The 22,655-nt window shown below is 71.3% G+C and carries 19 protein-coding genes; 9 read left to right on the top strand and 10 right to left on the bottom strand.

What is annotated here, in order from left to right; genetic code table 11:
* The first annotated feature begins 21 nt into the window (after positions 1–21).
* The 3 genes from ACFO3J_RS04320 (at position 22) to cimA (ending at position 4,291) form a co-directional block, all read left to right on the top strand.
* Positions 22–1,059, top strand: a complete 1,038-nt coding sequence (locus ACFO3J_RS04320; RefSeq protein ID WP_386426257.1) for a 3-isopropylmalate dehydrogenase — start codon at positions 22–24, stop codon at positions 1,057–1,059.
* A gap of 174 nt (positions 1,060–1,233) precedes the next feature.
* On the top strand, positions 1,234–2,322 hold the full coding sequence (locus ACFO3J_RS04315) for a branched-chain amino acid aminotransferase (protein ID WP_386426255.1): 1,089 nt from the start codon (positions 1,234–1,236) through the stop codon (positions 2,320–2,322).
* 370 nt (positions 2,323–2,692) lie between these two features.
* A complete protein-coding gene (gene cimA, locus ACFO3J_RS04310) occupies positions 2,693–4,291 on the top strand; it encodes a citramalate synthase (protein WP_386426253.1) in 1,599 nt (532 codons plus the stop codon).
* A gap of 67 nt (positions 4,292–4,358) precedes the next feature.
* On the opposite strand, the gene ACFO3J_RS04305 is transcribed toward cimA, so the two are convergent.
* Together ACFO3J_RS04305 and ACFO3J_RS04300 are read right to left on the bottom strand one after the other, a co-directional pair.
* A complete protein-coding gene (locus ACFO3J_RS04305) occupies positions 4,359–5,417 on the bottom strand; it encodes an LLM class flavin-dependent oxidoreductase (RefSeq protein WP_386426252.1) in 1,059 nt (352 codons plus the stop codon).
* A 65-nt stretch (positions 5,418–5,482) separates the two neighbouring features.
* Positions 5,483–5,965, bottom strand: coding sequence for a MarR family winged helix-turn-helix transcriptional regulator (locus tag ACFO3J_RS04300; protein ID WP_386426250.1), 483 nt, complete (start codon positions 5,963–5,965; stop codon positions 5,483–5,485).
* Positions 5,966–6,104: 139 nt separating this feature from the next.
* Between ACFO3J_RS04300 and ACFO3J_RS04295 the strand changes: the two genes are divergently transcribed.
* The 6 genes from ACFO3J_RS04295 (at position 6,105) to ACFO3J_RS04270 (ending at position 11,268) form a co-directional block, all read left to right on the top strand.
* Entirely contained in the window at positions 6,105–6,668 is a 564-nt protein-coding gene (locus tag ACFO3J_RS04295; protein ID WP_386426248.1) for an NADPH-dependent FMN reductase, read from the top strand.
* 73 nt (positions 6,669–6,741) lie between these two features.
* Complete coding sequence (locus ACFO3J_RS04290; protein ID WP_386426246.1) at positions 6,742–7,221, top strand: GNAT family N-acetyltransferase; 480 nt, start codon at positions 6,742–6,744, stop codon at positions 7,219–7,221.
* 106 nt (positions 7,222–7,327) lie between these two features.
* Positions 7,328–8,416, top strand: a complete 1,089-nt coding sequence (locus ACFO3J_RS04285; protein ID WP_386426244.1) for an HpcH/HpaI aldolase/citrate lyase family protein — start codon at positions 7,328–7,330, stop codon at positions 8,414–8,416.
* Positions 8,413–9,282, top strand: a complete 870-nt coding sequence (locus ACFO3J_RS04280) for an HpcH/HpaI aldolase/citrate lyase family protein (protein WP_386426242.1) — start codon at positions 8,413–8,415, stop codon at positions 9,280–9,282. Before ACFO3J_RS04285 ends, ACFO3J_RS04280 begins: the two co-directional genes overlap by 4 nt.
* Positions 9,283–9,462: 180 nt before the next feature.
* Complete coding sequence (locus ACFO3J_RS04275) at positions 9,463–11,046, top strand: acyl-CoA carboxylase subunit beta (RefSeq protein WP_386426241.1); 1,584 nt, start codon at positions 9,463–9,465, stop codon at positions 11,044–11,046.
* 18 nt (positions 11,047–11,064) lie between these two features.
* On the top strand, positions 11,065–11,268 hold the full coding sequence (locus tag ACFO3J_RS04270; RefSeq protein WP_386426239.1) for an acyl-CoA carboxylase epsilon subunit: 204 nt from the start codon (positions 11,065–11,067) through the stop codon (positions 11,266–11,268).
* Positions 11,269–11,353: 85 nt separating this feature from the next.
* On the opposite strand, the gene ACFO3J_RS04265 is transcribed toward ACFO3J_RS04270, so the two are convergent.
* The 8 genes from ACFO3J_RS04265 to ACFO3J_RS04230 form a co-directional block, all read right to left on the bottom strand.
* A complete protein-coding gene (locus ACFO3J_RS04265; protein ID WP_386426237.1) occupies positions 11,354–11,932 on the bottom strand; it encodes a GTP-binding protein in 579 nt (192 codons plus the stop codon).
* Positions 11,913–12,461, bottom strand: a complete 549-nt coding sequence (locus tag ACFO3J_RS04260; protein ID WP_386426236.1) for a DUF742 domain-containing protein — start codon at positions 12,459–12,461, stop codon at positions 11,913–11,915. Before ACFO3J_RS04260 ends, ACFO3J_RS04265 begins: the two co-directional genes overlap by 20 nt.
* Before the next feature lie 80 nt (positions 12,462–12,541).
* The gene (locus tag ACFO3J_RS04255; protein WP_033173109.1) at positions 12,542–12,955 is read right to left on the bottom strand and encodes a roadblock/LC7 domain-containing protein; all 414 of its coding nucleotides are present in this window, start codon (positions 12,953–12,955) and stop codon (positions 12,542–12,544) included.
* A gap of 9 nt (positions 12,956–12,964) precedes the next feature.
* Complete coding sequence (locus ACFO3J_RS04250; protein ID WP_386426602.1) at positions 12,965–16,165, bottom strand: sensor histidine kinase; 3,201 nt, start codon at positions 16,163–16,165, stop codon at positions 12,965–12,967.
* 467 nt (positions 16,166–16,632) lie between these two features.
* Complete coding sequence (locus ACFO3J_RS04245; protein ID WP_093717894.1) at positions 16,633–17,184, bottom strand: GTP-binding protein; 552 nt, start codon at positions 17,182–17,184, stop codon at positions 16,633–16,635.
* A gap of 34 nt (positions 17,185–17,218) precedes the next feature.
* Positions 17,219–17,626, bottom strand: coding sequence for a DUF742 domain-containing protein (locus ACFO3J_RS04240; protein ID WP_093737126.1), 408 nt, complete (start codon positions 17,624–17,626; stop codon positions 17,219–17,221).
* A 144-nt stretch (positions 17,627–17,770) separates the two neighbouring features.
* Entirely contained in the window at positions 17,771–18,184 is a 414-nt protein-coding gene (locus ACFO3J_RS04235) for a roadblock/LC7 domain-containing protein (protein ID WP_093737125.1), read from the bottom strand.
* A gap of 9 nt (positions 18,185–18,193) precedes the next feature.
* A complete protein-coding gene (locus tag ACFO3J_RS04230) occupies positions 18,194–22,429 on the bottom strand; it encodes a nitrate- and nitrite sensing domain-containing protein (RefSeq protein WP_386426234.1) in 4,236 nt (1,411 codons plus the stop codon).
* Positions 22,430–22,655: the final 226 nt, after the last annotated feature.

The following is a 22,655-nucleotide window of genomic DNA, read 5'->3' as shown; positions in this document are numbered from 1 at the left end:
GACGCGGAGTAAGGTGCCGACATGTCTCGCAGCATCAGCCTCGCAGTGATCCCCGGTGACGGTATCGGCCAGGAAGTCGTGACCGAGGGCCTCAAAGTCCTCGCCGCGGTCCTCCCGCAGGACGTCAAGCTGGAGACCAAGGAATACGACTTCGGTGCGAAGCGGTATCACGCCACCGGGCAGACACTGACCGACGACGACCTGACGCAGCTGAAGGCGCACGACGCCATCCTGCTCGGCGCGATCGGCGACCCGTCGGTGCCCTCCGGCGTCCTGGAGCGCGGCTTCCTGCTCAAGCTCCGGTTCGCCTTCGACCACCATGTGAACCTGCGGCCCAGCAAGCTGTTCCCCGGGGTGAGTTCGCCGCTGGCCGGCAGCCCCGAGATCGACTTCGTGGTGGTCCGCGAGGGCACCGAGGGCCCGTACACCGGCAACGGCGGCACCATCAGGACCGGCACCGAGCACGAGGTCGCCACCGAGGTCAGCCTGAACACCGCGTTCGGCATCGAGCGCGTGGTCCGGGACGCCTACGCCCGCGCCCAGGCCCGGCCGCGCAAGAAGCTCACCCTGGTCCACAAGAACAACGTGCTGGTGCACGCGGGCCACCTGTGGACCCGGATCTTCCACGCCGTCGGCGAGGAGTTCCCCCAGGTCAGCACCGACTATCTGCACGTGGACGCGGCGACGATCTTCATGGTCACGCAGCCCGAGCGGTTCGACGTGATCGTCACCGACAACCTCTTCGGCGACATCATCACCGACCTCGCCGCCGCCGTCTCCGGCGGCATCGGTGTCGCCGCCAGCGGCAACATCAACCCGAGCCGCGACTTCCCCTCGATGTTCGAGCCGGTGCACGGCTCGGCCCCGGACATCGCCGGTCAGTCCAAGGCCGACCCGACCGCGACCGTGCTCTCCGTAGGCCTGCTGCTGCGGCACCTCGGCTTCGAGGCCGAGGCCGACCGGATCGACACCGCGGTCCACGCCGACCTGGCCGGACGGGCCGGCCGGCCGGCGCGCTCCACCGTCGAGATCGGCGACGCGCTGGCCGCGAGCGTGTGAACCGCGCGCACCACGCGGGTATGACCCGGGCCGACCGGTAGTCGCAGGTCGTCCCGCTCCTCGATAGGCCCACGGCCCCGCCACTGCGATAATCAGACGGCGGGGCCGTATCACGGCGGGAAACTTGGACGTCCTAGCATCGGGACGGCAGCGAACACGGTGAAGGACACAGACATGACGACGCCCACGATCGAGCTCAAGCCCTCCTCGCACCCGCTCGCCGACGCCGAGCGGGACGCGATCCTGGCCAGCCCCGGCTTCGGCCGTCACTTCACCGATCACATGGTCACCATCCGGTGGACCGAGGGGCGCGGCTGGCACGACGCCCAACTCGTCCCGTACGCGCCGCTGTCCCTCGACCCCGCCAATATGACGCTGCACTACGCCCAGACGATCTTCGAGGGACTCAAGGCGTATCTCCAGCCCGACGGCTCGGTGGCCACCTTCCGCCCCGAGGCCAACGCCGAGCGCTTCCGCACCTCCGCGCGCCGGCTGGCGATGCCGGAGCTGCCGGTCGAGACCTTCATCGCGGCCTGCGACACGCTGGTCAAGCAGGACAGGGCATGGGTGCCCAGCGAGGGCGAGGCCTCGCTCTACCTGCGGCCCTTCATGTTCGCCACCGAGGTCGGCCTCGGTGTGCGGCCCGCCAACGAATACCTCTTCCTGGTGATCGCCTCCCCGGCCGGCGCCTACTTCTCCGGCGGCGTCAAGCCGGTCTCGGTCTGGCTGTCCGAGGAGTACGTGCGGGCCGCGCCCGGCGGCACCGGCGCGGCCAAGACCGGCGGCAACTACGCGGCCTCCCTCGTCGCCCAGGCCCAGGCGATCGAGCACGGCTGCGACCAGGTGGTCTGGCTGGACGCGATCGAGCGGCGCTGGATCGAGGAGATGGGCGGGATGAATCTCTACTTCGTGTACGGGAACCGCATCGTCACCCCCGAGTTGTCCGGCTCGCTGCTGCCCGGCATCACCCGCGACTCGCTGCTGTCCATCGCCACCGACCTGGGCTACGAGGTCGCCGAGGGCCGGATCAGCGTGGACGACTGGAAGCGGGGCAACGAGGACGGGTCGCTCACCGAGGTCTTCGCCTGCGGCACCGCGGCCGTCATCACCCCGGTCGGCTCGGTGAAGTCCACCCGCGCCGACTGGACGGTGGCCGACGGCGAGCCCGGCGAGGTCACCATGCGGCTGCGCACCGCGCTGCTGGACATCCAGACCGGCCGGGCCGCCGACCCGCACGGCTGGATGCATCCCCTCGGCGCCTGAGCGCCGGCCGCGGACGGCGAACGCCAGCCCCTGGGGCACCCCTGAGTGGACGCACAGCCCGAATCGTGAGACCCGACCACCCGCCGGGCGCGACGTGTGCGACACTGCTGGGGTGTCCTCGAACGCCATGATGATTATTGGCAGCAGGCACGCCGGTCCGCAGTGACCGTTCCGCTGACCCCAGTGGAGCGGCACCGTGCCCCAGACCCGCGTGCAGACCTCTCGCATCCGCGAGAGGTTTTTTCGTTTCCCGGCCCACACCGCCGGAGGCGCGAGGCACACGGGATGATGGGGGCAAGTGGAGTCGGAACCTCCGGACGGCCCGCCCGCCCGGAGGCAACCCACTCACCCGACAGGAGTTAGCAACGCCATGACCGCCGAACCGGACGACAGCTTCCACGTCTTCGACACCACGCTGCGCGACGGCGCCCAGCGTGAGGGGATCAACCTCACCGTCGCCGACAAGCTGACGATCGCCCGGCACCTGGACGACTTCGGGGTGGGATTCATCGAGGGCGGCTGGCCGGGTGCCAACCCCCGCGACACCGAGTTCTTCGCCCGGGCCGCCAAGGAGCTGGAGTTCCAGCACGCCACCCTCGTCGCCTTCGGGGCCACCCGCCGGCCCAACTCCAAGGCCGCGGACGACCCGCAGGTCAAGGCGCTGCTCGACTCGGGCGCCCCCGTCATCACCATCGTCGCCAAGTCGCACGACCGCCATGTCGAGCTGGCCCTGCGCACCACCCTCGAAGAGAACCTGGAGATGGTCCGCGACACCGTCTCCCACCTGGTGGCGCAGGACCGGCGGGTCTTCGTGGACTGCGAGCACTTCTTCGACGGCTACCGGGCCAACGCCGAGTACGCCACCGCGGTGGTGCGCGCCGCCCACGAGGCCGGCGCCTCCGTCGTGGTGCTGTGCGACACCAACGGCGGCATGCTGCCCGCGCAGGTGCAGGCCGTCACCGGCCTGGTGCTGGCCGACACCGGCGCCCGGCTCGGTATCCACGCCCAGGACGACACCGGCTGCGCGGTCGCCAACACGCTGGCCGCGGTGGACGCCGGCGCCACCCATGTGCAGTGCACCGCCAACGGCTACGGCGAGCGGGTGGGCAACTCCAACCTCTTCCCGGTGGTCGCCGCGCTGGAGCTGAAGCACGGCCGCCGGGTGCTGCCCGAGGGCGCGCTCGGCGAGATGACCCGTATCTCGCACGCCATCGCCGAGGTGGTGAACCTGCCGTCCGCCACCCACCAGCCCTACGTCGGCGTCTCCGCCTTCGCGCACAAGGCCGGGCTGCACGCCTCGGCGATCAAGGTGGACCCCGACCTCTACCAGCACATCGACCCCGAACTCGTCGGCAACACCATGCGGATGCTGGTCTCCGACATGGCCGGCCGCGCCTCCATCGAGCTCAAGGGCAAGGAACTCGGCATCGATCTGGGCGGCGACCGCGAGCTGGTCGGCCGGGTGGTGGAGCGGGTCAAGGAACGCGAGGCCAAGGGCTATACGTACGAGGCCGCCGACGCTTCCTTCGCGCTGCTGCTGCGCGCCGAGGTGGACCGCCGCACCCGCCGCTTCTTCCGCACCGAGTCCTGGCGGGTCATCACCGAGGACCGCCCCGACGGCACCCATGCCAACGAGGCCACCGTCAAGATGTGGGCCAAGGGCGAGCGCATCGTCGCCACCGCCGAGGGCAACGGCCCGGTCAACGCCCTCGACCGCGCGCTGCTCACCGCGCTGGAGCAGATCTACCCCCAGCTCGCGCACTTCGCGCTGGTCGACTACAAGGTCCGCATCCTCGAAGGCCGCTCCGGCAGCGACTCCACCACCCGGGTGCTGATCACCACCACCGACGGCAGCGCCGAGTGGTCGACGGTCGGGGTCGCCGACAATGTCATCGCCGCCTCCTGGCAGGCCCTGGACGACGCCTACACCTTCGGTCTGCTGCGGGTCGGCCTGGACCCCCAGGAGTAGCCCGGCGGCGGACGAGGGGGCCCTGCGGACGCCCGCAGGGCCCCCTCGTCCGCCGCACCGCCGCGGGTCAGGAACCGCTCATCATCTCACGGACCAGCGGTGCCACCTCGGTGCCGTACAGCTCGATGTTGGTCATCACCGAGGCGTGCGACATGCCCTGCATCCCGTACTTCAGGTCGAAGCGGGTGGCGCCGAGGTCCGTGAGGGTGGCGGTGATCTTGCGGGCCACCGTCTCGGGCGATCCGATGTGCAGCGCGCCGCCGGGACCGATGTCGCGGGCCAGGCTCTCCCGGGTCGGCGGGTGGAAGCCGCGCTCCCGGGACACCCGCCGGATCGCCGCCTCGAAGGAGGGCAGGAACTCCGCCACCGCCTGCTCGTCGGTCGCCGCGACATGGCCGGGCGCGTGCACGCCGACCGGCCGGGCGGGCTGCCCGAACTTCTCCAGCGCCTGCTCGAACAGCCGCGAGAAGGGGGCGAACCGCGCGCTCTCGCCGCCGATGATCGCGAGCATCAGCGAGAACCCGTGCCGCGCGGTCCGCACCACCGACTGGGGGCTGCCGCCGACACCGATCCAGGTGGGTATCGGCCCGGTCTCGGTGTGCGGATAGACGGTCAGGCCGTCGAGCGGCGGGCGGGTGGTGCCGGACCAGGTGACCGGCTTCTCCTTGAGCAGTTCGGCGAACAGCTCGACCTTCTCCTCGAACAGCGTCTCGTAGTCCCCGAGGTCGTAGCCGAACAGCGGGAAGGACTCGGTGCTGGAACCGCGGCCCAGGATCACCTCGGCGCGGCCGCCCGAGACGGCGTCGAGAGTGGCGTAGCGCTGGAAGACGCGTACCGGGTCGTCGGAGCTGATCACCGTCACCGCGGAGCCGAGGCGGACGCGCCCGGTGCGCGCCGCGATCGCCGCGAGGACGACGTCGGCGGCCGAGAGCGGCATCGCGTCGGTGTGGTGCTCGCCGATGCCGAAGTGGTCCAGGCCGGTCTGGTCGGCGAGGACTCCCTCCTCGACCAGGCCGCGGATCGTGCGCGCGTGGCTGAAGGGGGAGCCGTCGGTGTCGTCGGTCACGTCGCCGAAGGTGTCCAGGCCGATCGTGACGGCCGTCGGGTCGGGTGCGGGGTGGTTCATGTCGTTCTCCTCCGGCCGTTCTCGCGGGCCGCCGCCCGGGGCCGCGCGGTGCCCGGCGGGGCGGGTCAGCTCGCGAACCGGTCCAGGACGCTGGTGAGCGCGGCGGGGTCGGCGCCGTCGAGGTGGTTCAGGATGTGCCGGCGGACGCTGGCCAGATGGGCGGGCCAGGCCTGCTGGAGGCGGGTGAACCCGGCCTCGGTCAGCACGGCGTGCAGACCGCGGGCGTCCTCGTCGCACCTGACCCGCTCGACCAGCCCCGCGCCTTCCAGCCGGGCGACGATCCGGGTCATCCCGCTCAGTGAGACGAGCGAGGCGGTGGCGAGTTCGCTCATCCGCATCCGCCGGTCCGGTGCCTCGGACAGATGCATCAAGGTGGTGTACTCGGACAGGGGCAGGTGCGCGTCGCGCAGCATGTCCGCGTCGATGGTGCGGGGGAGGACCATCATGATCCGTCCCAGCGCGCGGACCAGCGCTTCCTCGGCGGCGCTCAGGGGCTGGGGACGGTCGGGCTGCTCCGGTGGGTAGGGTCGTTCGTCGAGAGCGGGCATACCGGCATAGTAATTGCTTGACGAAGCAAGTGCTAGCGTGGATGCTTGAAAGCGCAATCAAAAGTTGCCCGCGCCGCCCGCCGGAGCCGTACACCGCGGGCGCGCGGCAGCGAACACAGCAAAGGGATCAGGGAACACCATGACCAAGATCGGCATCATTCTCGGCAGCACCCGCCCGGGCCGCAACGGAGAGGCCGTCGCCCGCTGGGTCACCGAGATCGCCTCCCAGCGCACCGACGCGGAGTTCGAGCTCGTCGACCTGCTCGACTACAAGCTGCCGCACCTCGACGAGGCCTACCCGCCGTCGATGCGCCAGTACACCCAGCCGCACACCCTGGAGTGGGCGAGCAAGATCGACTCCTTCGACGGCTACATCATGGTGACCCCGGAGTACAACCACTCCACCTCCGGTGTCCTGAAGAACGCCATCGACTTCCTCAACGCCGAGTGGAACAACAAGGCCGTCGGCTTCGTCGGCTACGGCGCCCTCGGCGGTGCCCGCGCGGTCGAGCACCTGCGCCTCATCGCCGGCGAGCTCCAGATGGCCGACGTGCGCGCCCAGGTCGCCCTCTCGCTCTACACCGACTTCGAGAACTTCAGCGTCTTCAAGCCCAGCGACATCCAGCGTGACGCCCTCACCACCACGCTCGACCAGGTCGTCGCCTGGAGCGCCGCCCTCGCGCCGCTGCGCGCCAAGGCCTGACCGCCGGCGTCCGACGGGGGCGGCCCGCGGAAATCCGGTCGAGTCCGCCGCGCCGCCCCCGTAGGGTGCCCCGGTGACCGAACCCCTCGTCCGTACCGCCGCGGCCTCCGACGCCGCCGCCATCGCCCAGGTGCACATCAGGTCCCGCGAGGCGACCATGCCGTATCTGCCGCCCCGCCAGCGCACCGACGCCCAAGTGGAGGCGTGGGCACGGGACATCCTGCTGCCCAGGTCGGCCGTGTGGGTGGCCGAGGCCGGCGGCCGGATCGTCGGCTACGCGGCGGTCGAGCAGGACGTGCTCAACGCCCTCTACCTGCTGGCCGACGCACGGCGGCAGGGCATCGGCACGCTGCTGCTGCGGCAGGCGCAGGCGCACTGCCCCGCGGGGCTCTCGCTGTTCGTCTTCCAGAAGAACACCGACGCGCGGGCCTTCTACGCCCACCACGGGTTCAGGGTGACCGACACGAGCGACGGGTCCGGCAACATGGAGCACGAACCCGATATGACGATGCGGTGGGAGCCGGTGACCAACGGCACACATACTGACGGGTAACCGCCAGGGCCGGCCGGTCATAGGGTGGGGCGGAACGGGTCCGCACGGTCCGTACGGGTCCGCACAGGTCACCTCCCCGCCCGCGACCGACCACCGGGAGATCCGCATGCGCTCGGCGAAGGACTTCTTCCGTCCCCTGGCGGTGGGGGCCCCGGCCCCCCTGCGCGAGGTGCCGTTCCGGCCCTCCCGGATGATCCACTTCTTCGATCCCGGCAACGAGAGGATGGCCGCCAAGGTCCCCGCCCTCGTGCCCCGGGTGGACGTCCTGCTGGGCAACCTGGAGGACGCGGTGCCCGCCGACCGCAAGGAGGCGGCCCGGGCCGGGCTGGTACGGATCGCCCGCGCGACCGACTTCGGCGACACCCAGCTGTGGACCCGGATCAACAGCCTCGACTCGCCCTGGGCGCTGGACGACCTGCTCACCCTGGTCACCGGGATCGGCGACAAGCTCGACGTCGTGATGGTCCCCAAGGTCGAGGGCGCCCAGGACATCCACTACGTGGACCGGCTGCTGGCCCAACTGGAGGCCAGGGCGGTCCGCGACGGGCTTCCGGTGCGGCGGCCCGTCCTGGTGCACGCCATCCTGGAGACCGCGGCCGGCGTGGCCAACGTCGAGGAGATCGCCGCGGCCAGCCCCCGGATGCAGGGCATCTCGCTGGGGCCGGCCGACCTCGCCGCCAGCCGGCGGATGAAGACCACCCGGGTGGGCGGCGGTCACCCCGGCTATCTGGTCCGGGCCGACCCGACGGCCCCCGACGCGCCCCGGGCCACCTTCCAGCAGGATCTGTGGCACTACACCATCGCCAGGATGGTCGACGCCTGCGCGGCGCACGGCATCCTGCCGTACTACGGGCCGTTCGGCGACATCCAGGACGTGACGGCCTGCGAGGACCAGTTCCGCAACGCCTTCCTGCTCGGCTGCGTGGGCGCCTGGACCCTGCACCCGGTCCAGATCGCCATCGCCCAGCGGGTGTTCTCGCCCGCCCCGGCGGAGGTGGCCTGGGCCCGGCGGGTGATCGGCGCGATGGGGGACGGCACCGGCGCGGTGATGATCGACGGCAAGATGCAGGACGACGCCACGTACAAGCAGTGCCTGGTCGTCGCCGGGCTCGCGGACACGCTGGCCGCCCGCGACCCGGAACTGGCCGAGGCGTACGCGACCTACCAGGACACCCCGCACCAGGAGGCCCCATGACGACCGCCCCCCGCCCCCGCCGATCCGTGCTCTACATGCCCGGCTCCAACCAGCGCGCCCTGGACAAGGCCGCGTCCCTGCCCGTGGACGCCCTGATCCTCGACCTGGAGGACTCGGTGGCGCCCGACGCCAAGGCGGACGCCCGCGGGCGGGTCGCGGCCGCCGCGGCGAGCGGCGCGTACGGCTACCGCGAGGTCACCATCCGGGTGAACGCCCCCGGCACCCCCTGGCACGCCGACGACCTCAGAGCCGCCGCGCAGGCGGGACCGGACGCGGTGGTGGTGCCCAAGGTCGACTCGCCGGACACCGTACGGCGGATCGTGGCCGCGCTGGAGGCGGCCGGCGCCCCGGACCGCACCGCGGTGTGGGCGATGATCGAGACACCCGAGGCGATGTTCGAGGCGCGGGCCATCGCGGCCGCCTCGGCGCGGCTCACCGTCCTGGTGATGGGCACCAACGACCTGGCCAAGGAGCTGCGCGCCGAGCATGTCCCGGGCAGGGCGCCGCTGCTCACGGCGCTGTCCCTGGCGCTGCTGGCGGCCCGGGTCACCGGCAAGGTCGTCTTGGACGGTGTCTACAACGACGTGCGGGATCTGCCCGGTTTTGAAGCGGAGACCCTCCAAGCCCGCCAGCTGGGCTTCGACGGCAAGACGCTCATCCACCCGGGCCAGCTCGAAGCCTGCAACCGGATCTTCGCGCCGGACGCGACCGAGGTGGACCGGTCCCGGCGTGTCATCGCCGCGTTCGAAGAGGCCACGTCACAGGGGCGCGGGGTGGCCACGGTGGACGGCAGGATGATCGAGAACCTGCACGTCGAACAGGCGCACCGCGTCCTGGCGCTGTCCGAGGCGATCGCCGGCCGCTGAGCCCGCCTCACCCGGACGGCCCAACCGGATCGGGCAAGACGGAACAAACCGCGAGGCCCCGCCGAACACCGCCCGGACCGCCCCCACAAGCGCTTCTGTCGGGAACCACCATGAAGTGCCGACGGACACTGTACGAAGCAGACGGGTCGAAAATCGGCCCCACGCTCGTACTGTCGGTACATGACCACATCGCAAGAGGTGCCCGTCGCGGCGAACGACAGCCGCGGGCGCGTCGCCGAACTCCACGCGATCCGCGAGGAGGTGCGGCGTGGGCCGAGCGAGAAGGCCACGCAGGCACAGCGGGCGAAGGGCAAGCTGACCGCGCGTGAGCGGATCGACCTGCTGCTGGACGAGGGGTCGTTCCACGAGGTGGAGCCGCTGCGCCGGCACCGGGCGACCGGCTTCGGTCTGGAGGGCAAGCGGCCCTACACCGACGGCGTGATCACCGGCTGGGGCCTGGTGCACGGCCGTACGGTGTTCCTGTACGCCCATGACTTCCGGATCTTCGGCGGAGCGCTGGGCGAGGCCCACGCCACCAAGATCCACAAGATCATGGACATGGCGATCTCAGCGGGCGCCCCGCTGGTCTCGCTCAACGACGGCGCCGGCGCCCGGATCCAGGAAGGCGTCTCGGCGCTGGCCGGCTACGGCGGCATCTTCCAGCGCAACACCCGCGCCTCGGGCGTGATCCCGCAGATCAGCGTGATGCTCGGCCCGTGCGCCGGCGGCGCGGCCTACTCCCCGGCGCTCACCGACTTCGTCTTCATGGTCCGCGAGACCTCCCAGATGTTCATCACCGGCCCGGACGTGGTCCAGGCGGTGACGGGGGAGAAGATCAGCCAGAACGGGCTGGGCGGCGCGGACGTGCACTCCACCGTCTCCGGTGTCTCGCACTTCGCCTACGACGACGAGCAGACCTGCCTGGAGGAGGTCCGCTACCTGCTGTCGCTGCTGCCGCAGAACAACCGCGAGAACCCCCCGGCGGTCGAGTGCCAGGACCCGCCCGGGCGGCGCGGCGACATCCTGCTGGACGTGGTGCCCGCCGACGGCAACCGCTCCTACGACATGCACCAGGTCATCGCCGAGATCGTCGACGAGGGCGAGTACCTGGAGATCCACGAGCGCTGGGCCACCAACATCATCTGCGCGCTGACCCGGCTGGACGGCCAGGTGGTGGGCATCGTCGCCAACCAGCCCGCGTCCCTGGCCGGCGTGCTGGACATCCAGGCCTCCGAGAAGGCGGCCCGCTTCGTCCAGCTGTGCGACGCGTTCAACATCCCGATCGTGACGCTGCTGGACGTGCCCGGCTTCCTGCCCGGTGTCGCCCAGGAGCACGGCGGGATCATCCGGCACGGCGCGAAGCTGCTGTACGCCTACTGCAACGCCACCGTGCCGCGCATCTCGCTGATCCTGCGCAAGGCCTACGGCGGCGCCTACATCGTGATGGACTCGCAGTCCATCGGCGCGGACCTGACGTACGCCTGGCCCACCAACGAGATCGCCGTGATGGGCGCCGAGGGCGCGGCCAACGTCATCTTCCGCAAGCAGATCGCCGAGGCCGACGACCCCGACGCCATGCGCGCCCGCATGGTCAAGGAGTACAAGGCCGAACTCATGCACCCGTACTACGCCGCCGAACGCGGCCTGGTCGACGACGTGATCGACCCGGTCGAAACCCGCGAAGTCCTCATCGGCGCACTGACGATGCTCCGCACCAAGCACGCCGACCTGCCGTCGCGCAAGCACGGCAACCCCCCTCAGTAGCCCTCGATGGAGACCGCCATGAGCACCCCCGCCGATTCACTGGTCCGCGTCGAGAAGGGTCAAGCCGACGCGGAGGAACTCGCCGCGCTCACCGCCATCCTGCTGGCGCGCGCCGCGGCGGGCGAGACCCCGGCCCCGTCCGTCCCGGTCCGCTCCACCGCCGGCTGGCGCCGCCTGGAGCGCACCCCGGGCTTCCGCGCCCCGCACTCCTGGCAGGGCTGACCGCCCGCAACGACCGCGAGCCGCAAGCACATCGGCCCCCCACCGCAGCCGCGGTGGGGGGCCGAAGCCGTCGTGGCGGCCGGTGTCAGCGCAGCCGCGCCATCAGCGCGTGCTCGACCAGGGTGATCAGCGCGCTCTTGGCCTCGCCGCGGTGGCGGGCGTCGGTGGTGATGATGGGTGCCTCGGGTCCGATCTGGAGTGCCTCGCGGACTTCTTCGGGGCGGTAGGGCTGGTGGCCGTCGAAGCCGTTGAGGCCGATGACGAACGGCAGGCCGCTGTTCTCGAAGTAGTCCACCGCCGGGAAGCAGTCGGCGAGCCGGCGGGTGTCCACCAGCACGATCGCGCCGATGGCGCCGCGTACCAGGTCGTCCCACATGAACCAGAAGCGGTCCTGTCCGGGCGTGCCGAACAGGTAGAGGATCAGGTCGTCGTCCAGCGTGATGCGGCCGAAGTCCATCGCCACCGTGGTGGTGGTCTTGTCCTGCACATGGCTCAAGTCGTCGATGCCCGCCGAGGCCGAGGTCATCACGGCCTCGGTCCGCAGCGGGTTGATCTCCGACACGGCACCGACGAACGTGGTCTTGCCCACGCCGAACCCGCCCGCCACCACGATCTTCGCCGATGTGGTGGCGCGGGTTGGACCGCTAGAGCTTCCGAAGTCCACTGAGAACCCTTTCAAGCAATGTCACGTCAGGCTGGCCACCGGCCGCCGCATCACCACCGGGCTGGTGGATCGCGACCAGGCCGGCCTCGGCCAGGTCGGCCACGAGAATGCGCACCACGCCGAGCGGGATGGTGAGCAGCGCGGAGATCTCCGCGATCGACTTGACCTCCCGGCACAGCAGGCAGATCCGCTGGTGCTCGGGCAGTTGCCCGCGCAGTCGCTCGGGGTCGGCCGCGGTGCTGACCAGGGCCTCGATGGCCAGCTGGTAGCGCGGCCGGGTACGGCCGCCGGTCATCGCGTACGGGCGCACCAGACCTGAGGGCGTGGGCCGCCGGCCGCCGCCCGCACCGCCGCCACGGGGCCCCTGCGGGGCCTGGGGCGGCGGAGCCTGCGGAGGCGCGTACGGCTGGATCCGTGGCTGCCGGTACTGCGGACCCGGCTCCGGCGTGGGCGCCGAAGGGAACTGGTACGGGTTCACGGGCGGCTGTTGCTGACTGCCGTACGGGTCTCCACCGGGGGACGTGCTCACGAGTCCTCCTCCTGATGCGGCCTGCCGGCCGGTGTCCGGGCCCCTGGGCGGGGTCCGGACCAGCCGCACGCCGTGCTGCGTTAGTTGAGCAGGCTGCCCTGCAGTTCGGCCCGAAGGTCGGGAGTGAGTACGGTGCCCGCTCGGTCGACGAGCAGGGCCATTTCATAGCCGACGAGGCCGATGTCGCACTCGGGGTGAGCGAGTACGGCCAGCGAGGAACCGTCGGAGACGGACATGATGAAGAGGAAGCCGCGCTCCATCTCGACCACGGTCTGGTTGACGCTGCCACCCTCGAAGATGCGGGAGGCACCGGCGGTCAGCGAGGTCAGGCCGGAGGCGACGGCGGCCAACTGGTCGGCGCGGTCGCGGGGGAATCCGTCGGACATCGCGAGCAGCAGGCCGTCGGCGGAGACCACCACGGTGTGGGACACCCCGGGGGTGTTGTCCACGAAGTTGGTGATCAACCAGTTCAGGTTCTGTGCCGCCTGGCTCATCGGACTCAACTAGCGCTCCTGGTTCTGGGGGCCGCCGAATCGGCTGTCGGTGGCCTGTCCGTTCGTGTCAGTTCCAGCAGTGCGCCCTTGCTGGACGCCACGCCGCAGGTTACTCAACCTGCCGCGTACGTCTTCCGGTGCGCGGGAGACCTGTGGGCCTCCCTGCGGGGTCTGCGTCGCGGCACCCGGGACCAGGTTGGCCTTGGGCACCCGCCGTGGCAGGCCGGAGGGGGTGACTCCGCCTGCCTTTGGCTCACGGACCTGCTCGGCCCGCTGCCAATGCTCGTCGTTCGTGGACCGCCAGTCGGATTCGTCCGGGTCCGGCGGATCGTTGGGTTCGAGGTTCTCGTGGTCCTCCTGAGTAGCCTGATCCTCAGGTGAACCGCCCTGCTGCTGGTCGCGGCGCGGCAAGCCGGCGTCCGTCAGCGAAGGCGAGACTACGCTCTCCGACGGTGCTTGCGGGAGCGGCGGAGCGGATTCCGCCACCCCGGGTTCAGCTCCGGTCCAGTTGTCCTGCGCCGGGCTGTAACCGGGGAACTCCGCCGGGTGACCCTCGCCGCTGAAAGCGGGGTCGTAGCCGGCCTGCTCGCCCTGGCCGTACTCGGGGTTGTAGGGCGCCTCGTAGGCGCCGCCGTAGTTCCCGTTGTAGGACTGGCCGGACTCGCCGAAGAAACCGTTGCGCTGGGGAGGCTGCGGGGACCGCGGCGGCTGGTAGTCCGCCTGGAAGCCCTGTTCGTACGCCTGCTGCTGGTACGCCGGGTCGTAGCTCTGGTCGTAGCCCTGGGCCGGCGGGTAGCCGTCCGCGGGGGCCTGGTAGCCGTCGCCGGTCGCGGCGGCCGGGACGGCCGTCTCGTAGCCGAAGCCGCCGTCGTAGGCGGGCTGCTGCTCCTGGTACGGCTGCTCCGGGTAGGGCTGCTCCTGATACGGCTGCTCCTCGTAGGAGGCCGCGGCCGGCGCCGGCGTCTCCTCCGGCGGCTGCTGCGGCTCCGCGTCCTCCTGGCGGTCCGCCGCGGCCGCCTCCAACTGGGCACGCCGCCCCTCGCGCTGCAGCGAGCGGCCCACCGGGTTCAGACCGGCCTGGGGCTCGTAGCGGGAGTCGTCGAAGCCCAGTTCCGCCGCGGTGCGCTGACCGGGTACCGGCGCGACCACCTCGGGGCGGAAGACCGGCGCCTGCGCCGCCTCGTGCTCGGGCACGATCCGGGAGACGGTGAAGTCGCTGTCCTCGTCGCCGAGGAACTCCTCGCCGCCGCCGCCGTGGGTGATCGGCTCCGGCAGCATCACCAGCGAGGTGGTGCCGGCCTGCTCGCCCGAGGGCCGCAGCTGGACCCGGATGCCGTGCCGGTCGGCCAGCCGGCCGACCACGAACAGGCCCATCCGCTTGGCGATCTCGACGTCGACGGTGGGCGGTTCGGCGAGCTTGTGGTTGATGTCGGCGAAGTCCTCGGCGGTCAGGCCGATGCCGCGGTCGTGGATCTCGACCATCACCCGGCCGTCCGGCAGCCGGGTCGCGGTGACCCGCACCTTGGTCTGCGGGGAGGAGAACGACGAGGCGTTCTCCAGCAGTTCGGCCAGCAGGTGCACCAGGTCGGTGACCGCGCTGCCGTGGATGTCGGTCTCCGGGATGCCGACGAGCTCGATCCGCTCGTACGCCTCCACCTCGGAGGCCGCCGCGCGCAGCACGTCGACCAGCGGCACCGGCTGGTTCCACTGCCGGCCCGCCTCCTCGCCGGCCAGCACCAGCAGGTTCTCGCCGTTGCGCCGCATACGGGTGGCGAGGTGGTCCATCTTGAAGAGGTTCTCCAGCTGGTCCGGGTCCGCCTCGTTGTTCTCCAGCTCGGTGATCAAGGTGAGCTGGCGCTGGATGAGGCCCTGGTTGCGCTGGGAGAGGTTGGTGAAGATCGCGTTGACGTTGCCGCGCAGCAGTGCCTGTTCCGCGGCCAGCCGGACCGCCTCGCGGTGCACCTGGTCGAAGGCCCGGGCGACCTCGCCGATCTCGTCCTGGGTGTTGATCGGGATCGGCGCCACCCGGGTGTCCACCCGGCCGGGGTCGGTCCGCGAGAGCTGGTCGACCAGGCCCGGCAGCCGGTTCTCGGCGATGTCGAAGGCCGCGCCGCGCAGCCGGCGCATGCTGCGGCTCATCGCGCGGGCCATCAGACCGGCCACGATGAAGGCGATGATCAGCGCGATCACCACGATCGCGGAGTTGATGAGGGCGTCACGCCGGGCGTCGGAGGCCACCTTCGCGGCGTCGGTCGACGCCTGGTCGGCCAGCCGCACCTCGACCGAGCGGTAGGCGTTGAAGGACAGCCCGGCCGCCTGCATGTAGGAGGCGGGGGTGATGCCCATCGCGTTGAGCTGGCCGGCGCCGCGGCCGGGGGTGGCGATGTCGGTGATCATCGTGGTCAGGTCGGGCGGCACCACGAACGCCGTGTGGTCGGACTCCGCCTTGCGCTGCGCGTCGGTGATCTCCAGCTGGCCCTTGGCCTGCGCGGCCTTCTGCGCGGCCAGCAGATTCTGCTCGTCCTGCGCGGTGCCGCCGCCCTGGAACTCCTCCAGCGCGATGCCCTCCAGATACTGGTACGAGCCCAGCGAGGTCTTCTGCAGCGCGAGTTCCTTGGCCGACACCGGCCGCTCGACCAGGATGTGGGTACCGATCGACCGGGTCAGCGACTGGGCGGACTTGGCCAGCGAGATGGCGTAAAGGGTGCGGCCATAGGCGGCGGCGTTGGTGGTGCCGAAACCGAGTTCGTTGTCCAGCTCCATCAGCGGGTGCTGGATCTTGACGTAGTACTCCTCGGTCTGCACCCCGGACAGCTGCCGGGTGTAGGCGATCTTGCGCAGATCGGAGAGCTGGGGTTCGACCGCGCGGAAGTTGGCGATCCGGCGCCTGAGTTCGGCGGTGTCGGGTACATGGGTCGCGGCGGCGTTGAAGGCGCGGGCGGCGGCGTCGGTCGCGGCGTAGGCGGCGGTGACGGCGGGCGCGTTCTTCCGGCCGGCCAGCAGCGGGACCGCGGTGTTGTCCCGTTCCAGTTCCAGGGCGTTGCTGTAGTCGGACGCGGCCTTGATCAGGCTGGCGGTACGCACCGCCGCGTCGGCCTGGTGCCAGGTGTCGACCGAGCTCTTCACCCGGAAACCGCCGAAGATCAGGGCCACGAGCACCGGGATCAGGAGGATCGCGTTCAGCCGGGTGGCCACGCGCCAGTTGCGCATGTTGAAACGGCTGCCCGGATCGGGCAGCGCGGCGGACTCCACCGCGGCCGGCTCCGCGAACGTGGCCCCCGTGCGCTCGGGCGGCGTGAAGTTCCCCCGCGGACCCTGTGGGGCGCCCGCCTCTGCTCGCCTGGTGTTCCTCACTGAACCAACAACCTCTCGGCGACGGCGCAACGACGGCCGTTCCTACGCTCGGGTTCTGCGAATTCCAGCACGTCATGGGCTCGCTGGCCAAACCTCTGGAATGGGGGAACCGGCGTCCGCGCCGTGAATGTAAAACGGGCATAAGCCTAAAATGCTGTCAGACCCTAGGAGAGTCGTACGCGCTACGGCACCGGCTGAGCGCGAGGTGTGTTCACCAGCCTCCGAAACTCTGTCGAAATGTTATGAACACAAGGACCCGCCGTGTCCAACGACACAACGGGTCCCCGTAGTTCCCTGAGTGAGTGAATCGGCAGCGGCGGAGGCTACTTGAGACGTGCCAGCAGCGCGTGCTCGACCAGGGTGATCAGCGCGCTCTTCGCCTCGCCGCGGTGGCGCGCGTCAGTGGTGATGATGGGTGCCTCGGGTCCGATCTGCAGTGCCTCGCGGACCTCTTCGGGGCGGTAGGGCTGGTGGCCGTCGAAGCCGTTCAGCGCGATCACGAACGGCAGGCCGCTGTTCTCGAAGTAGTCCACCGCCGGGAAGCAGTCGGCCAGCCGGCGGGTGTCCACCAGTACCACCGCGCCGATGGCGCCGCGCACCAGGTCGTCCCACATGAACCAGAAACGGTCCTGTCCGGGCGTGCCGAACAGATACAGGATCAGGTCGTCGTCCAGCGTGATACGGCCGAAGTCCATCGCCACCGTGGTGGTGGTCTTGTCCTGCACATGGCTCAAGTCGTCGATGCCCGCCGACGCCGAGGTCATCACGGCCTCGGTCCGCAGCGGGTTGATCTCCGACACCGCACCCACGAACGTGGTCTTGCCCACGCCGAAGCCGCCCGCCACCACGATCTTCGCGGAGGTCGTGGACCGCATCGGCGGCGCACCGTACGCCGTCTGCGGCTGTGGCCTAGAGCTTCCGAAGTCCACTGAGCACCCTCTCAAGCAGTGTCACATCTGGCTGGCCGCCCGCTTCGCCGCTGCCCGGCTGGTGGATGGCGACCATACCCGCCTCGGCGAGGTCGGCCACGAGTATCCGGGCCACGCCGAGCGGGATGGCGAGCAGTGCGGAGATCTCGGCCACCGACTTGATCTCACGCGTGAGGTGGCAGATCCTCTGGTGCTCCGGCAGCAGCCCGGAGTACTGCGACGGGTCCGCGGTCGTGCTGACCAGCGCCTCGATGGCCAGCTGGTAGCGCGGCCGGGTACGGCCACCGGTCATGGCGTACGGCCGCACCAGCGGCTGGTCGCCTTCCACCCCGTACGGAGCATGGTGCGAAGCTCCGTACGGGCCCGGCGAGGCGGGTGGCGGGGTCATGAGGGTCCTCCGTGTCCGGGCAGTGCTACGGCTGGTGCGGAATTACGGATGATGCTTCGCCTTTTGAGTTCATCGGCAACGTCTTCGGCAACGTCTTCGGATGGATCGTCGGATGGATCGCTGTCACGGCTGTCACGGGAACGGTCAGTGCATGAGGCTGCCCTGGAGCTCGGCCCGGAGGTCCGGCGTCAGCACCGCGCCCGCCCGGTCGACGAGCAGGGCCATTTCATAGCCGACGAGGCCGATGTCGCACTCGGGGTGAGCGAGCACGGCCAGCGAGGAACCGTCGGAGACCGACATCAGGAACAGGAAACCGCGCTCCATCTCGACCACGGTCTGATTGACGCTGCCACCCTCGAAGATGCGGGAGGCACCGGCTGTCAGCGAGGTCAGGCCGGAGGCGACCGCCGCCAGCTGATCCGCCCGGTCACGGGGGAATCCGTCGGACATCGCCAGCAGCAGGCCGTCGGCGGAGACCACCACCGTGTGGGACACCCCGGGGGTGTTGTCCACGAAGTTGGTGATCAACCAGTTCAGATTCTGTGCCGCCTGGCTCATCGCACTCAACTAGCGCTCCTGGGAGTTCGTACCGAAACCACGGCCGTCGGTTTGACCGCCGGCCTGGCGGCCTTGCTGGATACCCCTGCGGAGGTTGGTCAGACGTCCGCGCACATCGTCGGGAGCCCGCGAAACCTGCGGACCGCCCTGCGGCGCCTGCTGCGGCGCCGCTCCCCCCGCGACCAGGTTGGCCCGGGGCACGCGCCGCGGCAGACCGGAGGGGGTGACCCCGCCGGCCGAAGGCTCACGGACCTGTTCGGCCCGCTGCCGTAGTGCGTCGTTGGGCGAGCTGCGCCAGTTCGGCGTCTCTCGCGGCAGCGGCTGGGCGACCGGAGCCGACGGGTTGCCCGGGGCCAGCTGGGAGGCCTGGGCGGTCGGCTGCGGAACACCGTTCTGGCGCTGCGCTGAACTCTGCGGCGCGCCCGGCGCCGGCCGCTGCTCGCCGCGCGGACGCTGCGGCGGAGCGGTCCGGCCCACCGGCCGGGGCGCCTGGGTCTGGGCCTGCTGGGAGCGGGCGGCCTGGGCGGCGGCCTGCGCCGACGCCTGCGCGCTGGCCTGCGCCGCCTGCTCGACGTGGATCTGCTGCATGCGCTCGGCCTGGCCGGTGCGGAACCAGTCGGACTCGATCGCGGAGAAGATCGGCGTCGGCTCGTCACCCCGGGTCGGGGCCGGCGGCAGCGCCATCGGCTCCTGCGGCTCCGGGCGGTACTGCGCGGGGCGCCGGTCGCCGGGCTGCTGGCCCGGGTAGCCCGGGCCCTCGGCGGGCTGCGGCTGCCGCGGCTGGTTGGGAGCCACCGGGTACTGGCCCGGGTTCGCCCCGCCGAAGGCCGGGGGAGTCTCGCCGCCGGGTCCGGGGCGGTTGGGCAGCCGGTGGTTGCCGGTGCTCCCGCCGCCGCCCGCGCCGCCGAAGGACGAGGCGCTGTCGAACGGGTCCTGGCCGGGCGCCCAGCCCGGGCTGCCCTGCGGCCCGCGCGGGCCGCGCTGCGGCAGCCCGCCGCCGCCGGCCGGACGACCGCCGCCGGGCGCCGGGAACTGGCCGGTGTGCTGGCCCTGCTGCGGCGCGGCCGGGAACTGCCCGGTGCGGCTGTTGCGCTCGTCCTGGCCGGTGGGGGCGAAGCCGTCCTCGCGGACGACCGGGAACTGCGTGGTCTCGCCCGGGTCGCCGGGCTGCGGCGCCATCGGGAACTGGCCGGTGTCACCCGGACCGCCCTGGCCGGGCACCGGGAACTGGCCGGTGCCGCCGGGGTTGTACGGCTCCTGCGGACCGCGGGCGTAACCCGGCCCGCCGGGACCCTGGCCCTGGTGCGGAACCTGGCCGGCCGGCGGCTGCTGGCCCGGGCCGCCGCGGTGCGGAAGACCGCCGCCCTGGCCCGGCAGCGGGAACTGGCCGGTCTGGCCGGACTGGTTGGGCTGGCCGGTCTGCTGCGGGCCCTGGAACTGGCCCGGGGCGCCGCCGTTGAACCCGCCGGGAGCGTTCTGGCCGCCGGGGCCCTGCTGGCCGGTGGGTGCGAAGCCGTCCTCGCGGACGACCGGGAACTGCGCCGTCTCGTCCGGGCCGGGACCGCCGCTGTGCCGCGGGGTCGGTCCCGGGCGTCCGCCGAAGACATCGGAGCGGAAGCCGCCCGGACCGGTGTTCTGCGGCTGCGGGGGCGGGAAACCGCCGACCGGGCGGCCCTGAGCGGGCTGCTGTCCCGGCTGTCCCGGCTGGCCGGGCTGACCCTGGGTGGGCCGGCCGCCGCTGGGCTGCCTGCCCTGCTGGCCGCCGAACGGATCGCCGGGGCCCTGCTGGAAGCCGCCCCCGGCGGGCGCGGGGCCGTCGAAGGCGTCGAAGCCCGGGCCCTCCACGTCCTCGTGGCCGCGCGGCGTCTCCACCCCGCGGTCGTCAGGGAAGCCCTGCGGGCCGTCCTGGGCCGCCCAGCGCGGCGCGCCGGGCTGCTGCGGCGCGCCACCGGGGCCACCGGCCCCGCCGCGCCCGCCGCCGGCACCGGCGCCGATCGCCGGCCGGGGCTGCCCGGCGGGCACCTGGCCGCGCGGCGGCGCGGCGGCGACCCGCGGCGCGTTGCCGAAGGCGCCGGCGATGCCGGTGCCGCTCGGCGCCGCCGGAGCGGCGCCCGGGCGCCCGGCGGCACCCATGTTCTTGGGGGCGGCGCCGCCCTGGGTGACGTCCACCGGCAGCATGACCAGCGCGGTCGTACCACCGGAGTCGGACGGGCGGAGCTGGATGCGGATGCCGTGCCGCAGGGACAGCCGGCCGACCACGAACAGGCCCATCCGGCGGGAGACGGAGACGTCCACCGTGGGCGGGTTGGCCAGCCGCTCGTTGATGTCGGCCAGGTCCTCGGGGGACAGGCCGATACCGGTGTCGTGGATCTCGATCAGCACCCGGCCGTCGGGCAGCGAGTGACCGGTGACCCGCACCTTGGTCTGCGGCGAGGAGAACGAGGTGGCGTTCTCCAGCAGCTCGGCGAGCAGGTGGACGAGGTCGTTGACGATCCGGCCGGTGACCTCGGCGGTGGGTACCGCCGTCAGCTCGATCCGCTCGTACTGCTCCACCTCGGAGGCCGCGGCGCGCAGCACGTCGACCAGCGGCACCGGGCGGGTCCACCGGCGGCCCGGCTCCTCACCGGCGAGGACCAGCAGGTTCTCACCGTTGCGGCGCATACGGGTGGCGAGGTGGTCCAGTTTGAACAGCGAGGACAGCTGGTCCGGGTCGGCCTCGCGGGACTCCAGCTCGGAGATCAGCGACAGCTGGCGCTGGATGAGGCCCTGGCTGCGGCGGGAGAGGTTGGTGAACATCGCGTTGACGTTGCCCCGCAGCAGCGCCTGCTCGGCCGCGAGCCGGACCGCCTCGCTGTGGACCTCGTCGAAGGCGCGGGCCACCTGGCCGATCTCGTCACGGCTGTTGATGCCGATCGACTCGACCGAGGTGTCCACGTCCTGGGGGTCGGTCTCGGACAGCTGCCGGACCAGCTCGGGCAGCCGCTTCTGGGCGACGTCCTGGGCGGTCTGCTGCAGCCGGCGCAGCGAGCGGATCATGGAGCGGGCCACGATGAAGGCGCCGACCACCGCGACACCGAGGACCAGCAGGATGATCGCGCCGGATATGAGCGCTTCCTGCTTGGCCTCGCTCTGCAGCTTGAGCGCCTTCTGCTGCATGTCGTTCAGCAGCGTGCGCTCGATCTGGTTCATCGCCTGGATCTTGGTCTTGGCGGCGTCGTCCCAGTCGAGGTAGGAGCTCTGGATCTTGGTGATCGCGTTCTGCGAGGCGGCGATGCGCTGCCGCATCGTGTCGTGCTCGGTGATGTTGTTGTTGTCGTGGATCGGCTGCAGCAGTTCCTGGCTGGCCGTTCCGTAGATGCTCTGGAACCGCTTGAGCGCGGTGTCCTCGTCCTGGCTGCCCCAGTAGACGGTCTGGTAGTCGTTGGCGTCGAGCTTCCCGCCGGTGGCGAACGCGGCGCTGATGACCGCGCGCTGCATCGACTCGTACTCCTTGGCGGAGGAGAACGCCGCCAGGGCGCGGGTGGCCTGGATCATCTCGTGGTTGTTGGTCGCCTGCGCCATGTCCTGCGACAGCGACAGCAACGACTGGATCAGACCGTCGTACTGCGAGACGGTCTGCCCGATGCCGGACTGGGAGGTGTACGCCGTGTTCCGGATGTCGGAGAGGCTGTTGAGCTGCTGGCCGATGGACAGCAGGGTGGCGCGCACACCGCTGTAGATCGGGTCGTCGGCGGAGACGTCGTCGGTGGCGCTCTCGTACAGCTTCAACTCGCGGTCGGTGTCGCTGCGCGAGGACGCGACCTGGTCGTCGCCCTTCTGCTTCGACGCCAGCGGGCCGGCCGAGCTGTCGCGCTCCTCCTGGAGCGAGGCGGCCAGGTCGGTCGCGTGCTCGGTGATGTCGGTCAGCGTCTTCATGTGCTCGAGCTGGTTGATGTTGTCCAGCGAGCTGCTGATCCGCAGGCCACCGAGCGCGGAGGCGGTGACCACGGGGAGCGCGAGCAGGGAGACAAGTCTGGTGCTGATGCGCCAGTTGCGCATGGCGATGCGCGGGCCGGGCTTGCCGTCCAGGCCGGTGATCTTGCCCGCCTCGATACCGCTGGGCGTGCTCGTCCGACCGGTGGCCGCGGTGGTCCCCGGCGTGGCGGCCCCGGTGTCGCCGGCCGCTTGCGCCGGACCGCTGCCGGTCCCGCCTGGCTGCTCCGGGTCACCCGCAGCGCCGCTGTCCCTCTTGAAACGTCCCTGCACTAGCGTCGCAACCTCTGGACCAGGCGTCCCCCGCAATGAAGCGGACAGGACGGTGTCGAGTCATGGGGGCTCAGGCCGCCCCGGGTCACGAGGAGGCAGATGTGCCCATCACCGCCGCTCGGTACTCGTCCGCGCCCCCTGCGCGCCGGTTCGATGTGATGCGGCGGTCCGGGGAATTCCAGCACAGTGCCGGATCTGACAACAAGGCCCGTGGCTGACCTGTTGG

Source organism: Streptomyces polygonati (genome assembly GCF_042650325.1).
Taxonomy (GTDB): Bacteria; Actinomycetota; Actinomycetes; order Streptomycetales; family Streptomycetaceae; genus Actinacidiphila; species Actinacidiphila polygonati.
This window is presented reverse-complemented; position numbering and strand designations above follow the sequence as displayed.

Excerpts from the sequence above, each read along its gene's own strand:
- ACFO3J_RS04320 (WP_386426257.1), top strand. The coding sequence starts at position 22 with ATGTCTCGCAGCATCAGCCTCGCAGTGATCCCCGGTGACGGTATCGGC.
- ACFO3J_RS04315 (WP_386426255.1), top strand. The coding sequence starts at position 1,234 with ATGACGACGCCCACGATCGAGCTCAAGCCCTCCTCGCACCCGCTCGCC.
- cimA (WP_386426253.1), top strand. The coding sequence starts at position 2,693 with ATGACCGCCGAACCGGACGACAGCTTCCACGTCTTCGACACCACGCTG.
- ACFO3J_RS04305 (WP_386426252.1), bottom strand. The coding sequence starts at position 5,417 with ATGAACCACCCCGCACCCGACCCGACGGCCGTCACGATCGGCCTGGAC.
- ACFO3J_RS04300 (WP_386426250.1), bottom strand. The coding sequence starts at position 5,965 with ATGCCCGCTCTCGACGAACGACCCTACCCACCGGAGCAGCCCGACCGT.
- ACFO3J_RS04295 (WP_386426248.1), top strand. The coding sequence starts at position 6,105 with ATGACCAAGATCGGCATCATTCTCGGCAGCACCCGCCCGGGCCGCAAC.
- ACFO3J_RS04285 (WP_386426244.1), top strand. The coding sequence starts at position 7,328 with ATGCGCTCGGCGAAGGACTTCTTCCGTCCCCTGGCGGTGGGGGCCCCG.
- ACFO3J_RS04280 (WP_386426242.1), top strand. The coding sequence starts at position 8,413 with ATGACGACCGCCCCCCGCCCCCGCCGATCCGTGCTCTACATGCCCGGC.
- ACFO3J_RS04275 (WP_386426241.1), top strand. The coding sequence starts at position 9,463 with ATGACCACATCGCAAGAGGTGCCCGTCGCGGCGAACGACAGCCGCGGG.
- ACFO3J_RS04270 (WP_386426239.1), top strand. The coding sequence starts at position 11,065 with ATGAGCACCCCCGCCGATTCACTGGTCCGCGTCGAGAAGGGTCAAGCC.
- ACFO3J_RS04255 (WP_033173109.1), bottom strand. The coding sequence starts at position 12,955 with ATGAGCCAGGCGGCACAGAACCTGAACTGGTTGATCACCAACTTCGTG.
- ACFO3J_RS04250 (WP_386426602.1), bottom strand. The coding sequence starts at position 16,165 with ATGCGCAACTGGCGCGTGGCCACCCGGCTGAACGCGATCCTCCTGATC.
- ACFO3J_RS04245 (WP_093717894.1), bottom strand. The coding sequence starts at position 17,184 with ATGCGGTCCACGACCTCCGCGAAGATCGTGGTGGCGGGCGGCTTCGGC.
- ACFO3J_RS04240 (WP_093737126.1), bottom strand. The coding sequence starts at position 17,626 with ATGACCCCGCCACCCGCCTCGCCGGGCCCGTACGGAGCTTCGCACCAT.
- ACFO3J_RS04235 (WP_093737125.1), bottom strand. The coding sequence starts at position 18,184 with ATGAGCCAGGCGGCACAGAATCTGAACTGGTTGATCACCAACTTCGTG.